Origin of the sequence: Sporosarcina ureilytica, from assembly GCF_001753205.1 — a bacterium.
In the GTDB taxonomy this organism is placed as follows: Bacteria; Bacillota; Bacilli; order Bacillales_A; family Planococcaceae; genus Sporosarcina; species Sporosarcina ureilytica.
Genome location: NZ_CP017560.1, coordinates 3,392,678 through 3,407,166, shown reverse-complemented (window position 1 = coordinate 3,407,166; position 14,489 = coordinate 3,392,678). Strand labels below are relative to the sequence as shown.

Below are 14,489 nucleotides of genomic sequence, written 5' to 3'. Positions count from 1 at the left end.
TGCAATGCCTTTTTTTGATGACTACAGTCACCCAAACAAACATGAAAATTTAAAGATTCATGTTTATCTCAACTATTATAAGTGTTTGGGTGACTGTCACTACGTTAGTAATTTTAGGAAATAAGGTTTATTCGTGCAGAAGATGCTCAAGATGTTTAAAGGGCGGTGGATCCTTTAGACATCTTTTTTTATGCTTAAGAAACGATGACGTAGATACGTTTCTAATGTAAAGTCTTAGGTCTCGTGCTATAAAAGTCAAATTAAATTTGTCACTTTACTAAAAAATAGTGTTGTGTTCAGAGAAGTTACATTGTATTATAATCTTTTAATATTTTTTTGAGAAAAAGATTTTTAGTTGAAAGGGGATTTTATATGATTATGGATGCGCTTAATTGGTTGGTTGGTCTAGCAAATGATTTTATATGGACATATATATTAATCGGCTTGCTTTTAGTTGTTGGAGTTTATTTTACGGTTCGTACAAAATTTGTACAAGTTCGTTTGTTCAAAGAGATGTTCCGGTTAGTTTTTGAGAAAAAGGAAAGTAATGACGGAGTATCACCGTTCCAAGCATTTACGATTAGTGCGGCTTCTCGTGTAGGAACGGGGAACGTTGCAGGAGTTGCGCTTGCGATTGGAATTGGAGGTCCTGGTGCTGTTTTTTGGATGTGGGTCATTGCGATTATAGGAATGGCTACAGCTTTTATTGAAAGTACGCTTGCCCAAGTGTATAAAGTGAAGGACGGTGACACTTTTAGAGGTGGACCCGCTTATTATATGGAAAAAGCGCTTGGTTTTCGGAAGTTAGGGATTGTCTTTGCAATTTTGTTGACATTCTGTTTCGGTTTTATCTTTAATGCAGTGCAATCGAATACAATTAGCCAGTCCTTTGCAGACGTTTTCGGCATTACAGATTGGATTATCGGGCTCGTGTTGGTGCTTGTCACGGCTGTGATTATTTTTGGCGGCGTTAAAAGAATTGTAAAAGTGACGGAGTTAATTGTGCCAATTATGGCAGTATTCTACTTACTTGTTGCTGCATATGTTGTCATTATGAACATTTCAGATATTCCGGCTGTTTTTAATTTGATTGTAGCGGATGCTTTTGGTCTTAAAGAAGCCGTTGGTGGTGGAATAGGCGCTGCGATGATGCAAGGTATTCGCCGTGGATTATTTTCCAACGAAGCTGGGATGGGAAGTGTGCCCAACGCAGCGGCGACAGCGAACGTATCTCACCCAGCTAAGCAAGGACTTGTGCAAAGTTTAGGTGTGTTTTTCGATACAATTATGATTTGTTCAGCAACCGCCTTCATCATTATTTTAGGTGGGCTTTATGCGACAGGAGAACAAGATGGAATTATATTAACGCAAGCTTCGATGGCAGTGCATGTCGGGGCATGGGCGCCTTATTTTGTGGCGATTGCCATCTTTTTCTTTGCTTTTAGCTCGATTATCGGAAATTACTATTACGGAGAGACAAATATTGAATTTATTGGTGCACATAAGTCATGGATGACGGCTTATCGTTTCTTAGTCCTTGCAATGGTCATGTTTGGCGCGATGGCGAAAGTAAACATCGTTTGGAATATGGCGGATCTATTTATGGGCTTGATGGCAATATTGAACCTAGTCGTTATTATTATTCTTGGTAAAGTGGCATTTAAAGTGTTGGATGATTTTACAATGCAACGCAAACAAGGGGTCAACCCAGTATTTAAAGCGAAATCGATTCCGGGGCTAAAAGGCGCGGAGTGTTGGGAAGAAGAGCATAAAAATTAATTGTAAAACGTTGGTGTCGTATACGATGCCAACGTTTTTGGTTTTACTTTAATTTTAGATAACAACTTTATAATCCACTTTTTGCACATAATACGAAATATCAGTATTTACAATTAGTGCAACCCTATTCAAGTTTTCGTGTAATGAAACAGCCTTTGTATAACAAGCTTATTTATGAACACCATAAAGTTGTCCCGACTAAAGGAGGTGGACAGATGTTGGACGAGAATTTAGCATACGGAGACGATTATAAGTTTATTCCTGCTACTTCAATTGAAAGTGGGACAGGGACTGAGGTTTTGCCGGATTTGTATTGCTATACGATACAAATTGTAAATATCGTTTTAATTGGTAATCCGGAAAACGAGGAATTTGTTTTGATTGATGCAGGCATGCCATACTCCGCCGAAAAAATTATTTCTGAAGTTGAAAAACGTTTTGGGGTAGGCAAACGTCCTAAGGCGATACTATTAACACATGGTCATTTTGATCATGTCGGCGCGATTGTTGAGTTAATTAATCATTGGGATATCCCGGTTTATGCGCATAAGCTGGAGCTTCCTTTCTTAACTGGCAAAAAGCGTTATCCTAATCCAGATCCGACTGTTGAAGGCGGAATGGTTTCGAAAGTGTCTCCTATTTTCCCAATCGATCCAATTGAGCTCGGCGACCGCGTTAGCGCCCTTCCAGAGGATGGGAACGTCCCGTATTTGCCTAAGTTTCGTTGGATTCATACACCAGGGCATTCACCTGGCCACGTCTCATTTTTTAGGGAAGAAGACCGTGCGCTCATTGTCGGTGATGCTTTTGTGACAGTTAAGCAAGAGTATCTCTATAAAGTGTTGACGCAAGAAAAGGAAATAAGCGGCCCGCCGCGCTATTTAACGCCGGATTGGTCAGCGGCATGGCGTTCAGTAAAGAAGTTAGCAGCTTTAAATCCTACTGTTGCAATAACTGGACATGGCCAACCGATGTCTGGTCAAGAACTAGCAGATAACTTGAAGAAATTGGCGAAAGAATTTGATGAGATTGCCATTCCGAGTTATGGAAAGTATGTTAATTAGCCTCCTGTCGCTTTATGATTTTTATCTTCTCTTATTTACAGAAGTTCTATACATTTGAAGTATTTATGGGATTCATTAGAAGTTAATATTAAAGGAAAGGAGGTTGTGAGAAGTGAAGTCGTCTATAGGCTCACTGATAATAAAGTTTTTAATGGTCACAGTTGTATTATGGATTGTATTAGGAATGTTCGATATGTCATTTGCCAACATTTTGGTTCTAAGTGTTCTATTAACAGGTATTTCCTTCGTTGGTGATATGGTCATTTTACCTCGGTATGGAAATTTAGCCGCAACGATTGCTGACTTCGGTATCGCATTTTTTGTCGTCTTGTTAGGTAGCGCTTTTCTATTTAATGGGCAGGGAATGGGACGTGCCGCATTTATTTCTGCAATTGCGATTGCGATAGGGGAAGCAATTTTTCATAAATATTTACAGAAGTTCCTTTTCCATGAAGAAGATCCAATCGAGGATGCGAATTTTAACACTTTCAACAGAGAAAATTTACAAACGGAGTTCGCTTCAGAGCCAGATATTGAAAAACCAGAAGAAGATTCACGTCCAGTCAAAGAAGAAAAAAGATATGTACCACATAGGCCTAAAAAGCGTAATAAGAAAAATCCATATTAATTCAAAAAGGACCGGTAGCTTTCACTAGCCGAAAAGAAGAAAATCCGCATAAAATAGTACCTGCAAAAACATTATTCAATCTATTTGTTGAATCTTATTGCTGTTTCAAACACAATATGTTAGGGTGTAAATAGTAACGACATACAACATATAGTGTAGTACGAAGAGTTGGTGCCGAAATCGGTTTAAAAGGGAATCCGGAAATCCGGAGCTGTCCCCGCAACTGTAATCGCTGACGACTGCCAGGTAAACCACTGTGGAGAATCTACGGGAAGGGTAGGCAGAAGGTAGAAGCGTAAGCCAGGAGACCTGCCAGTTTTTTCGTCAAGCGACACTTTCTTCGGGGGTTGAGAGGTGGAAGCGAACAGGTCTTGCTGTTTCGTTTTTTAGTAAAACCTTTCAGTTTCCAACTTATAAATCATGAGCGATAGCTCTGCCGAAGAGGCAGAGCTATCGCTTTTTTACGTTCAGCCTCCAAAATCAAACGCGGTTCAGATGTACATAACTGAGAGGAGTTTTTAAGATGACAACGATTATTCGAACATCGATGATTGATGAAGTACTAAACGACTTACAACGAGAATTTGGCGCTAAAAAAATTGCTCCACTTTTAAAGGCGAGCTATCGTTGGAAGGAAAGAAATAACGAGGGAGACGTTAAAGATTGGACTAGGGCGATGATCCTTGAAGTAATTAGTTATGTTGCTGAAGATGAGCCTTATTGGACATTTATTGCATCCAGGATTTATTTAAATAAAATTTATATGCTGGAAGAAAATCGTCGGGGCGTATCGGTTTATAGTGATTTTTATTATCATGTTAGTCGACTTGTCGAAAAAGGGTTATATAGCTCCGTGTTAATTGATAAATATACAGAAGCTGAATTAAAGCAACTCGGACAAATTATTGAACCGGAAAGGGACCGGTTATTTACATACATTGGGCTAAAAACGTTAATGGACCGTTATGTGGCGGTTGATTTCAATAAAGAGCCAGTCGAACTTCCCCAGGAAAGATGGCTCGTTATTGCAATGACGCTTATGCAAGATGAAGTGGAAAATCGACTTGAGAAAATTAAAGAAGCTTACTGGGCGATGAGCAATCTGTATATGACGGTAGCGACGCCAACCTTGGCGAATGCAGGAAAGCCGCACGGGCAATTGTCGAGTTGTTTTATCGATACGGTCAATGATTCATTACAAGGCATTTATGACAGTAATACAGATATTGCCAATTTGTCGAAATATGGCGGCGGGATTGGCGTTTACATGGGGAAAGTCAGAAGTCGTGGTTCTTCAATTCGTGGATTTAAAGGGGCTTCAAGTGGGGTTTTACCTTGGATTAAACAATTGAATAATACGGCAGTTAGTGTAGATCAACTTGGACAAAGGCAAGGTGCGATTGCGGTTTATTTGGATGCTTGGCATAAAGATATTATGACGTTTCTCGATCTGAAGTTGAATAACGGCGACGAGAGAATGCGTGCGCATGATATTTTTACAGGGATTTGTTTGCCAGATATATTTATGGAACAAGTGGAAGCGCGTGGTGAGTGGCATCTGTTTGATCCGCATGAAGTGCGCCAAGTAATGGGATACTCTTTAGAAGATTTTTATGATGAAACGCGTGGAAGTGGTTCATTCCGTGAGAAATACGCGGCGTGTGTTGCGCATCCTTCATTAAGTCGTGAAACAATCCCTGCGATAGATTTAATGAAACGTATTTTGCGTAGTCAACTAGAAACTGGGGTTCCGTTTATGTTTTATCGAGATGAAGTGAATCGTTCCAACGCGAATAAACATGAAGGCATGATTTATTCCTCTAATTTATGTTCGGAAATTGCTCAAAATATGAGTCCAACAGAATTTGAGTCCGTAACTTTGGAAGATGACGTCATCGTCACTCGTGCAAAACCAGGAGATTTCGTTGTGTGTAATTTGTCTTCTATTAATCTAGGACGGGCAGTGCCGGAAAATGTATTAGAACGATTGATTTCGATTCAAGTGCGCATGCTTGATAATGTCATTGATTTAAATAAAATTCCGGTCGTTCAAGCCGCACGGACCAACGCGCGTTATCGCGGGATTGGTCTTGGGACATTTGGGTGGCATCATTTATTAGCACAAGAAAATATTCAGTGGGAGTCTGATGAGGCGGTACAATATGCAGATCAGTTATACGAAAAAATTGCCTATTACACAATCGCGACATCGATGGAATTAGCCAAAGAGAAAGGCGCCTATCCACTTTATAAAGATTCGGAATGGCATACAGGCGCGTATTTTGAGCGCAGAGGGTATGACTCAAATCTATGGAATGAACTGCGGATGGATGTAGCGGTTCACGGCATTAGAAATGGTTATTTAATGGCAGTTGCCCCGAATTCATCAACGTCTGTGATTGCGGGCTCTACAGCTTCCATTGACCCAATTTTCAAACCGTTTTATCACGAAGAGAAGAAGGACTTTAAATTACCAGTCGTTGCGCCAGATCTTGATCATCATACGTATGATGTTTACCGTCGTTCGGCTTATATCGTGGATCAAAGATGGTCGGTTCGTCAAAATGCAGCAAGGCAAAAGCATATTGACCAGTCAATTTCGTTTAATTTATACGTTCCAAATACAATACGGGCTTCTGTATTGTTGGACCTACATTTACAAGCTTGGCAATCGGGATTGAAAACGACTTATTATACACGCTCAAGTGCAACAGATATTGAAGAGTGCGAATGGTGTCATTCTTAATTGCTTATGCAACGTATAGCGGAAATACGCAGGAAGTTGCAGAACTCATTCAAGAAACATTCGTAAGTCGTCAGGTAGATGTGACGTTACATCGAATCGGCAGCGGCTCAATCCCGGACCTTGCTAATTTCGGTGGAATGATCGTTGGTTCATTTACGTGGGAAAAAGGTGCAACACCTGAAGAAGTGAAAGATTTCGTATTAGATGTAGGTTATAAACCAGCGCATGTTTATGTATTTGGGACAGGAGACACCCAGTTTGGAGGGGACGCTTTATTTTGCCAAGCGGCAGTAAAGTTGGCGGAATTTTATCATTCAATGTACCCTCCACTTAAAATAGAACAGAGCCCAAGAGGTACACAGGAGCCGGAAGTTGTGAAGTGGGCGGAAGGAGTTTTAGAACATTGGTTACACTTACACGCGTAAAAGTATTAGATCCTATGCATCCAAATAAATCAACAGCCATTTTTGGTGGAAAAGCGAGTGGCATCTTAAATTGGAATGACCTAAAGTATCCGCATTTTTACACATTGAGACAAAAGATTCGATCACTGTTTTGGACAGCGAATGAGGTAGATATGACGCAAGATGTAAAACAGTTTCCGACGTTAACGGCGGCGGAGCAAGATGCCTTTTTGAAAATCATCGGATTGCTGGCAACACTTGACGGACCGCAAACGGATATTGCGGCAAGATTGTCCCATTTCTCAACAGACCCATCGGTGAAATCTCTAATGGCGACGATTGCTGATCAAGAAAGCGAGCATAACCACAGTTATGCGTATGTGCTTTCGTCAGTAACAACATACGATAAACAAGTCGAATCATTCGAGATGGGACGTACAGATGAAGTATTAATGCGCAGGAATAAGCGAATTGTTGAAGTTTACAATGAATTCGCGGAAAGACCATCTATTGGCTCTGCGTTAAAAGCCATGGTTTATACGACATTATTAGAAGGTTTGTTTTTCTATAGCGGCTTTGCATTTTTCTACAATTTGGCGCGCAATCAAAAAATGGTCGGGACTTCAACGATGATTTCATATATCAATCGCGATGAATTGCAGCATGGACGTGCCATTAGCGACATCTTCCGTGCAACATTGGCTGAAAACCCAAGCTATAATACGGAAGGCTTTACCGCTTGGGTGTATGACCAATTCGACCATTCCGTAGAACAGGAAATTATTTGGAGTCGTTACGTTCTGGGAGCTATTGACGGCATTGACATTGATGAAATGGCAGGATACATAAAGTATCGTGCCAATAAAATGTTAAGAATGCTCGGTTTGAGTGAGCTATATCCGGAGTATACAAAAAATCCAATGCGTTGGATAAAGGCTTACGTCGATAGTTTTGACGATACAAAAACAGATTTCTTTGAACAAGCATCCAGGCAATATGTTAAAACGAGTGATTTAAATGGTTTTGACGATTTATAAAATTTATTCTACATGCATCCAGCTTAAGCTTGGGTGCATTTTTTGTGCGTGTGAAAAAATGCTGTGTTAGCACTAGCCTACAAATGACCTCCAGGGTTTATCGAAAATTACGGTAGTTCTAGTTGCAAACAATTTAATTAGGGTAGACCTGAAAGAAAATAGGACTTTCCCTAATGGGAAAATATTATAAACTTTTTTACAATTAAAACAGAGAGTAATTGTTAGATATAAAGATATGTCGAATTAGTTTGAGAGAGTATTGGAATTTGTCATTCATACGAGAAGGAGCTGTTAGTTCTAATGCAAAAACAGAAACGTAACAGAAAGTTTGATTTTAAATACTTCAAACCGATTGAAAAATTTTCAGGAAATTGGTCGATTTTAGACGAAAAGAGCAGGGATTGGGAAGATATGTATCGGAAACGTTGGTCGCACGATAAAGTCGTCCGAACAACACACGGGGTAAACTGTACGGGTTCTTGTAGTTGGAAAGTGTTTGTGAAGAACGGAATTATTACGTGGGAAAACCAGCAAATTGACTACCCTTCTTGTGGCCCTGACATGCCGGAGTTTGAACCGCGGGGCTGTCCGCGTGGGGCATCGTTTTCTTGGTATGAATACAGTCCGCTCAGAGTAAAGCATCCATACATACGAGGAAAGTTGTGGCGTTTGTGGACAAAAGCTGTTTCTGAATTAAAAGATCCTGTTAAAGCATGGGCAAGTATCGTAGAAGATCCAGAAAAAGCAAATGACTATAAAAAAGCGCGTGGGAAAGGTGGCCATGTTCGTGTAGATTGGCGTGATGCAACAATTATGATTGCAGCTCAACTAATTTATACAATTCAACAATATGGGCCTGACCGAATTGCTGGTTTTACGCCAATTCCTGCTATGTCCATGGTTAGTTATGCTTCAGGCGCGCGTTTCATATCGTTGCTTGGCGGAGAAATGCTTAGTTTCTATGACTGGTATGCAGATTTACCGCCTTCTTCCCCACAAATTTGGGGAGAGCAGACGGACGTACCAGAATCAAGTGATTGGTATAACTCTGGCTATATTATTATGTGGGGTTCAAACGTACCGCTTACGAGAACGCCAGACGCTCACTTCTTAACAGAAGTCCGTTATAAAGGAACGAAAGTTGTTTCCGTAGCACCAGATTATGCGGAAAGCGTTGTTCATGCCGACGATTGGATTGCAGCACATCCAGGTACAGATGCTGCTGTTGCACAGGCGATGACACATGTTATTTTAGATGAATTCTATCAAAAACGACAAGAGCCACTATTCTTGAATTACGCGAAACAATATACAGATATGCCATTTTTAATTTTAATGGAAGAACATGAGGGCGCTTATAAAGCGGGACGTTTCTTGCGTGCAAGTGATTTAGGGAAGGATTCACAAAACGCGGAATGGAAGCCGGTCATTTTTGACAAGGCAGCAGATGAAATCATCGTTCCAAACGGTACAATGGGCCAACGTTGGGAAGACGATGCAAAATGGAATTTAATTTTAGAAAACGAAGACGGTACGAAAGTCGAACCCGCATTATCTATCGCAGATCACGGCGCGGAATGGAAAGAAATTGTCTTCCCTTATTTCGACAACGTTGCAAACGGAACTTTTAAAAGACCTATTCCAGTTAAAAAAATTAAGTGTGGAGATGGTCAAGAACGTCTTGTGACGACTGTGTACGATTTGATGCTTAGTCAGTACGGTATTAATCGAATTGGCAGTGAGCTAGAGGCTTCAGGTTACGATGACGCGGAGTCATTATACACGCCTGCTTGGCAAGAGAAGATTACAGACGTAAAGCCAGAACTCGTTACTCAAATTGCGCATGAATTTGCTCAGAATGCAATTGATACAGGTGGACGTTCGATGATTATTATGGGCGCTGGAATTAACCACTGGTTTAACAGTGATACGATTTACAGATCGATTTTAAACCTTGTCACGTTAACTGCTTCACAAGGTGTAAACGGCGGCGGTTGGGCGCATTACGTAGGGCAGGAGAAATGTCGTCCGATTGAAGGGTGGGCTACGGTTGCTTTTGCAAGAGATTGGCAAGCTCCGCCTCGATTACAAAACGCAACATCCTTCTTCTATTTCGCGACTGATCAATGGAAATATGAAGAAATGGGAGCAGATCTACTCATGTCACCAACTGCTGGTAAGGCCCGTTATGAACATCCAGCCGATTATAACGTGCTAGCGGCTAGATTAGGATGGTTACCATCTTATCCACAGTTTAATAAAAATAGCTTAACTTTCGCAGAGGATGCGGCGAAAGAAGGCAAAGTAACAACTGAAGAAATTGTAGAATATACAGTTGAACAATTAACATCTGGTAAAACCGAATTTGCTGCGGAAGATCCGGGAGCACCGGAAAACTTCCCACGTTCATTATTTGTCTGGCGTTCAAATCTAGTTTCCAGTTCTGCGAAGGGGCAAGAGTACTTCATGAAGCATTTATTCGGTGCATCTGATGGGTTGCTCGCTATGCCAAACGAAGATTTGAAACCGGAAGAAATGGCTTGGCGAGAAGATGTTGAAGGGAAACTTGATTTACTTGTCGCAATTGACTTCCGCATGACGGCCACACCAATGTATGCGGATATCGTGCTACCGGCGGCGACTTGGTATGAAAAGCATGATTTATCGTCAACGGATATGCACCCATTTGTTCATCCGTTCAATCCTGCTGTAGATCCGCTTTGGGAAGCACGTTCTGACTGGGATATTTACCGCTCGATTGCAGAAGCGTTTTCCGCAATGGCTAAGACGCATTTGCCTGGTGTATATAAAGATCTAGTCACAACTCCACTTGCGCACGATTCTGCTCAAGAAATTGCGCAACCTTACGGGACAGTAAAGGATTGGAAAAAAGGCGAAGTTGAGGCAATTCCGGGTAAAACAATGCCTGCGATGACGATTGTCGAGCGTGATTATACGCAAGTGTATGATAAATACATCACGCTAGGACCGCTACTTGCAACAGGAAAAGTAGGCGCTCACGGTGTTAGCTTCTCGGTGGCAGAAGAATATGAATTAATGAAGAGTATAAATGGAACCTATTTTGATGAGTCGATTAAAAATGGACTACCAAAATTGCATACTGCCAAACAAGTGGCAGAAGCAATTTTAACGTTATCATCTGCAACAAATGGGAAAGTTTCACAAAAGGCATTCGAAGTGGCGGAAGACATGACCGGAGTAGAGTTGAAAGATATTTCTGCGGATAGAACAGCTGAGAGATTTACGTTTGCTGACATTACTGCACAACCGCGCGAAGTAATTCCAACGCCTGTGTTTTCAGGATCGAATAAATTGGGAAGACGCTATTCACCGTTCACAACGAATATCGAAAGACTCGTCCCATTTAGAACGTTGACAGGAAGACAACACTTCTACATTGACCATGAATTATTCCTAGACTTTGGAGAAGCATTACCTGTCTTTAAACCAACATTGCCGCCAATGGTATTTGGACCGCGTGATAAACAAATTATCGGTGGGCAAGATTCTCTTGTACTAAGATACTTGACACCGCACGGTAAGTGGAATATTCACTCAACTTATCAGGACAATCAACATATGTTGACTCTTTTCCGTGGTGGACCAACCGTCTGGATTTCTGATGAAGATGCAAGAGAACATGATATTGATGACAATCAATGGCTTGAAGTTTATAACCGAAATGGTGTAGTGACCGCCCGTGCTGTTGTGAGTCATAGAATGCCGAAAGGGACAATGTTTATGTACCATGCGCAAGATAAACATATTCAAGTTCCAGGTTCTAAAATTACAGAAACACGCGGCGGAAGTCATAACGCACCGACACGGATTCATATGAAACCAACGCAAATGGTTGGTGGTTATGCGCAATTAAGTTACGGGTTTAACTATTATGGACCAATCGGAAATCAGCGGGACGTTTATGTCGCAGTCCGCAAAATGAAGGAGGTAAATTGGCTTGAAGATTAAAGCGCAAGTTGCAATGGTTATGAATTTAGATAAATGTATTGGGTGTCATACATGTAGTGTGACATGTAAATCCACATGGACGAATCGTGAAGGTGCTGAATATATGTGGTTTAATAACGTTGAAACAAAGCCAGGAATTGGTTACCCGAAACGATGGGAAGACCAAAAACACTACAAAGGTGGTTGGCACCTTAATAAAAAAGGGAAACTAGAATTAAAGTCAGGTTCAAAATTATCGAAAATAGCATTAGGTAAAATATTCTATAACCCTGACATGCCTGAAATGAAAGATTACTATGAGCCATGGACATATGACTATGAAAAATTAACGATGGCGGGAGAAAGTGAACACACGCCTGTAGCGCGTGCGAAATCCGCTGTAACTGGTGAATATATGGACCTAGAATGGGGACCAAACTGGGAAGACCAGTTGGCAGGTGCTCATATTACAGGGCCCAATGATCCAAACATCGAAAAAATTGAAGAAGAAATCAAATTTAATTTTGAAAAAGCATTTATGATGTACTTGCCAAGACTTTGCGAACATTGTTTGAATCCATCATGTGTTGCATCTTGTCCATCAGGCGCAATGTATAAACGCGATGAGGATGGAATTGTCCTTGTTGATCAAGAAGCTTGTCGTGGCTGGCGCTACTGTATGACCGGGTGTCCATATAAGAAAGTTTACTTCAATTGGAAAACAAATAAAGCGGAAAAATGTACATTCTGTTTCCCGCGTGTTGAGTCGGGATTACCAACAGTTTGTTCAGAGACATGTACTGGGCGTATTCGCTATTTAGGCGTCTTACTATACGATGCGGACCGCGTATTGGAAGCGGCTTCCACGCCTAATGAACAAGATTTATATCAAGCGCAATGTGACTTATTTCTTGACCCGCATGACCCTGAAGTGATTGAACAGGCGCGTAAAGACGGGATTACGGAAGAATGGCTTGAGGCAGCACAAAATTCACCAGTTTATAAATTAGCAATCGAATATAAACTTGCATTCCCATTACATCCAGAGTATCGGACACTTCCAATGGTTTGGTATGTGCCACCGTTAAGTCCAATCATGAACTACTTTGAAGGGAAAGATTCAATAAAAAATCCGGATGCAATTTTCCCGGCAATTGAAGAAATGCGTATTCCTATTCAGTACTTAGCAAATATGTTGACGGCAGGAGATACGGAGACCGTGAAAGAAGCGTTGCAACGTATGGCTATGATGAGGTCTTATATGAGAGCACTGTCCTCTGGCCAAGATTTTGATGAGTCGCGTCTTGATAGAGTAGGATTAACGGCAAATCAAACCAAGCAAATGTATCGTCTCCTAGCGATTGCAAAATATGAAGATCGTTTTGTCATTCCAACCTCGACAAGAACGAAGCATATGAATGCATATCGTGCACAAGGTTCAACTGGATATGAGGAAATGGGCGATTACAGTATGGGCATGACTGAAAGCCCATATAGTTATGCGGCAACAGTTCCTATGGAAGATGGCAGTTGTGATGGCTGCGGCCCAGTTGCACCAAAGAAAACAGGCAAACAAATTTATGAAGAGAACTTCTACGGGGGGATTTGGCGTGATTGATTTAGCGAAGTTATATGAAGAAAAACATATCTTTGGCTTCTTTGCAAATCAACTTACGTACCCCGAAAAACTTACCTATCATCCGTTGGTGTTTGAAGAGTCTGTGGACTCTTCTCACCCAGCGTATGAAGATTTAAAGATTTATTGGGATGAAATGCATAAATACAGCCTTGAGGAAATTAAGGAAATGTATACATACACCTTCGATTTCCAAAAGGAAACGACTTTGTTCATGACTTATGTAAAGTATGAAGATGCAAAAGATCGCGGACAGATGCTTGCTAGGTTGAAGGTTTTATATGAAATGTTTGGTTTGAGTATGCCTAATAGTGAGTTATCTGATTATCTTCCTTTAATGTGTGAGTTCATCTACGCGGCTGAATGGGTAGGGGATGACAGAGCCCCAAGGAGTTTCGGGATGCTTTTAGCGGTGATGGAAGACGGTACTTATCATTTATTAAAAGCGCTCGAAAAGTATAATAGTCCCTATTTATATTTAGTCAGAGGATTGAGGGAAACATTTAAGTCTTGTATACGTCAGGAGGCGCAGCGGCCATGATGGAGCAATTTCTTTGGGTTATTTTTCCGTATCTATGTATTGCGATTTTTATCGTCGGCCATATTTTCAGATGGCGAACTGATCAATTTGGCTGGACAGCGAAATCTAGTGAGTTTATTGAAAAGAAACAATTGATGATTGGAAGTTTATTATTCCATATCGGGATTATTCCTGTCATTGCAGGGCATGTTGTAGGTCTTGGTGTTCCAAAAGAATGGACACGTGCAGTTGGAATCAGTGATGGGCTTTACCATATGGGTGCCTTTTGGGTAGGTGGATTCTTTGGCGTTGTGACGTTTTTAGGTATGCTTATATTAACGTCGCGTCGTTTTACGATAAAAAGTGTGCGTGAATTATCGTCTGCTTCGGATTTAATTGTAAATGCATTGTTACTTTTTATCGTGTTTATCGGGATGTACAGTGTGATTGGTACAAGTATTACGCAACCTGATTTTGATTATCGCGAATCAATCTCGATTTGGTTTCGTAAGTTATTAATTTTCCAACCAGAAGCTAGCTTTATGTCGAGTGTTCCACTTGCCTTCCAACTCCATATCTTATCTGGTTTTCTAATAACGGCAATATGGCCATTTACAAGACTAGTTCACGTCTGGAGTGTACCATTAAATTATCTAGAAAGAAGTTATATTATATATAGAAGACATCGTCAGAATACTAATTGAAA

The 14,489-nt window shown here is 40.9% G+C and carries 10 protein-coding genes and 1 riboswitch; all 10 genes read left to right on the top strand.

All coding sequences use genetic code 11. From position 1 onward, the window contains the following. The first annotated feature begins 378 nt into the window (after positions 1-378). The 10 genes from BI350_RS16400 (at position 379) to narI (ending at position 14,487) form a co-directional block, all read left to right on the top strand. On the top strand, positions 379-1,779 hold the full coding sequence (locus BI350_RS16400) for an alanine/glycine:cation symporter family protein (RefSeq protein WP_075529426.1): 1,401 nt from the start codon (positions 379-381) through the stop codon (positions 1,777-1,779). Positions 1,780-1,994: 215 nt separating this feature from the next. Then, positions 1,995-2,843 carry an MBL fold metallo-hydrolase gene (locus tag BI350_RS16395; protein WP_425423233.1) on the top strand — a complete coding sequence of 283 codons (849 nt, stop codon included), beginning with the start codon at positions 1,995-1,997 and terminating at the stop codon, positions 2,841-2,843. A 112-nt stretch (positions 2,844-2,955) separates the two neighbouring features. Further along, entirely contained in the window at positions 2,956-3,471 is a 516-nt protein-coding gene (locus BI350_RS16390; protein ID WP_082295136.1) for a DUF2512 family protein, read from the top strand. A gap of 153 nt (positions 3,472-3,624) precedes the next feature. Next, positions 3,625-3,802, top strand: a riboswitch (cobalamin riboswitch). Positions 3,803-3,994: 192 nt separating this feature from the next. Continuing rightward, positions 3,995-6,217, top strand: coding sequence for a ribonucleoside-diphosphate reductase subunit alpha (locus BI350_RS16385; protein WP_155767553.1), 2,223 nt, complete (start codon positions 3,995-3,997; stop codon positions 6,215-6,217). After that, on the top strand, positions 6,205-6,642 hold the full coding sequence (locus tag BI350_RS16380; protein WP_425423260.1) for a flavodoxin: 438 nt from the start codon (positions 6,205-6,207) through the stop codon (positions 6,640-6,642). Before BI350_RS16385 ends, BI350_RS16380 begins: the two co-directional genes overlap by 13 nt. Before the next feature lie 14 nt (positions 6,643-6,656). Beyond that, complete coding sequence (locus tag BI350_RS16375; protein WP_075529423.1) at positions 6,657-7,658, top strand: ribonucleotide-diphosphate reductase subunit beta; 1,002 nt, start codon at positions 6,657-6,659, stop codon at positions 7,656-7,658. Between the two features lie 300 nt (positions 7,659-7,958). Then, complete coding sequence (locus tag BI350_RS16370) at positions 7,959-11,648, top strand: nitrate reductase subunit alpha (protein ID WP_075529134.1); 3,690 nt, start codon at positions 7,959-7,961, stop codon at positions 11,646-11,648. Beyond that, the gene (narH, locus tag BI350_RS16365; protein WP_075529133.1) at positions 11,638-13,245 is read left to right on the top strand and encodes a nitrate reductase subunit beta; all 1,608 of its coding nucleotides are present in this window, start codon (positions 11,638-11,640) and stop codon (positions 13,243-13,245) included. Before BI350_RS16370 ends, narH begins: the two co-directional genes overlap by 11 nt. After that, positions 13,238-13,804, top strand: coding sequence for a nitrate reductase molybdenum cofactor assembly chaperone (narJ, locus tag BI350_RS16360; RefSeq protein ID WP_075529132.1), 567 nt, complete (start codon positions 13,238-13,240; stop codon positions 13,802-13,804). Before narH ends, narJ begins: the two co-directional genes overlap by 8 nt. Further along, positions 13,801-14,487: a respiratory nitrate reductase subunit gamma gene (narI, locus tag BI350_RS16355; protein WP_075529131.1), complete on the top strand. Its 687-nt coding sequence runs from the start codon at positions 13,801-13,803 to the stop codon at positions 14,485-14,487. Before narJ ends, narI begins: the two co-directional genes overlap by 4 nt. Positions 14,488-14,489: the final 2 nt, after the last annotated feature.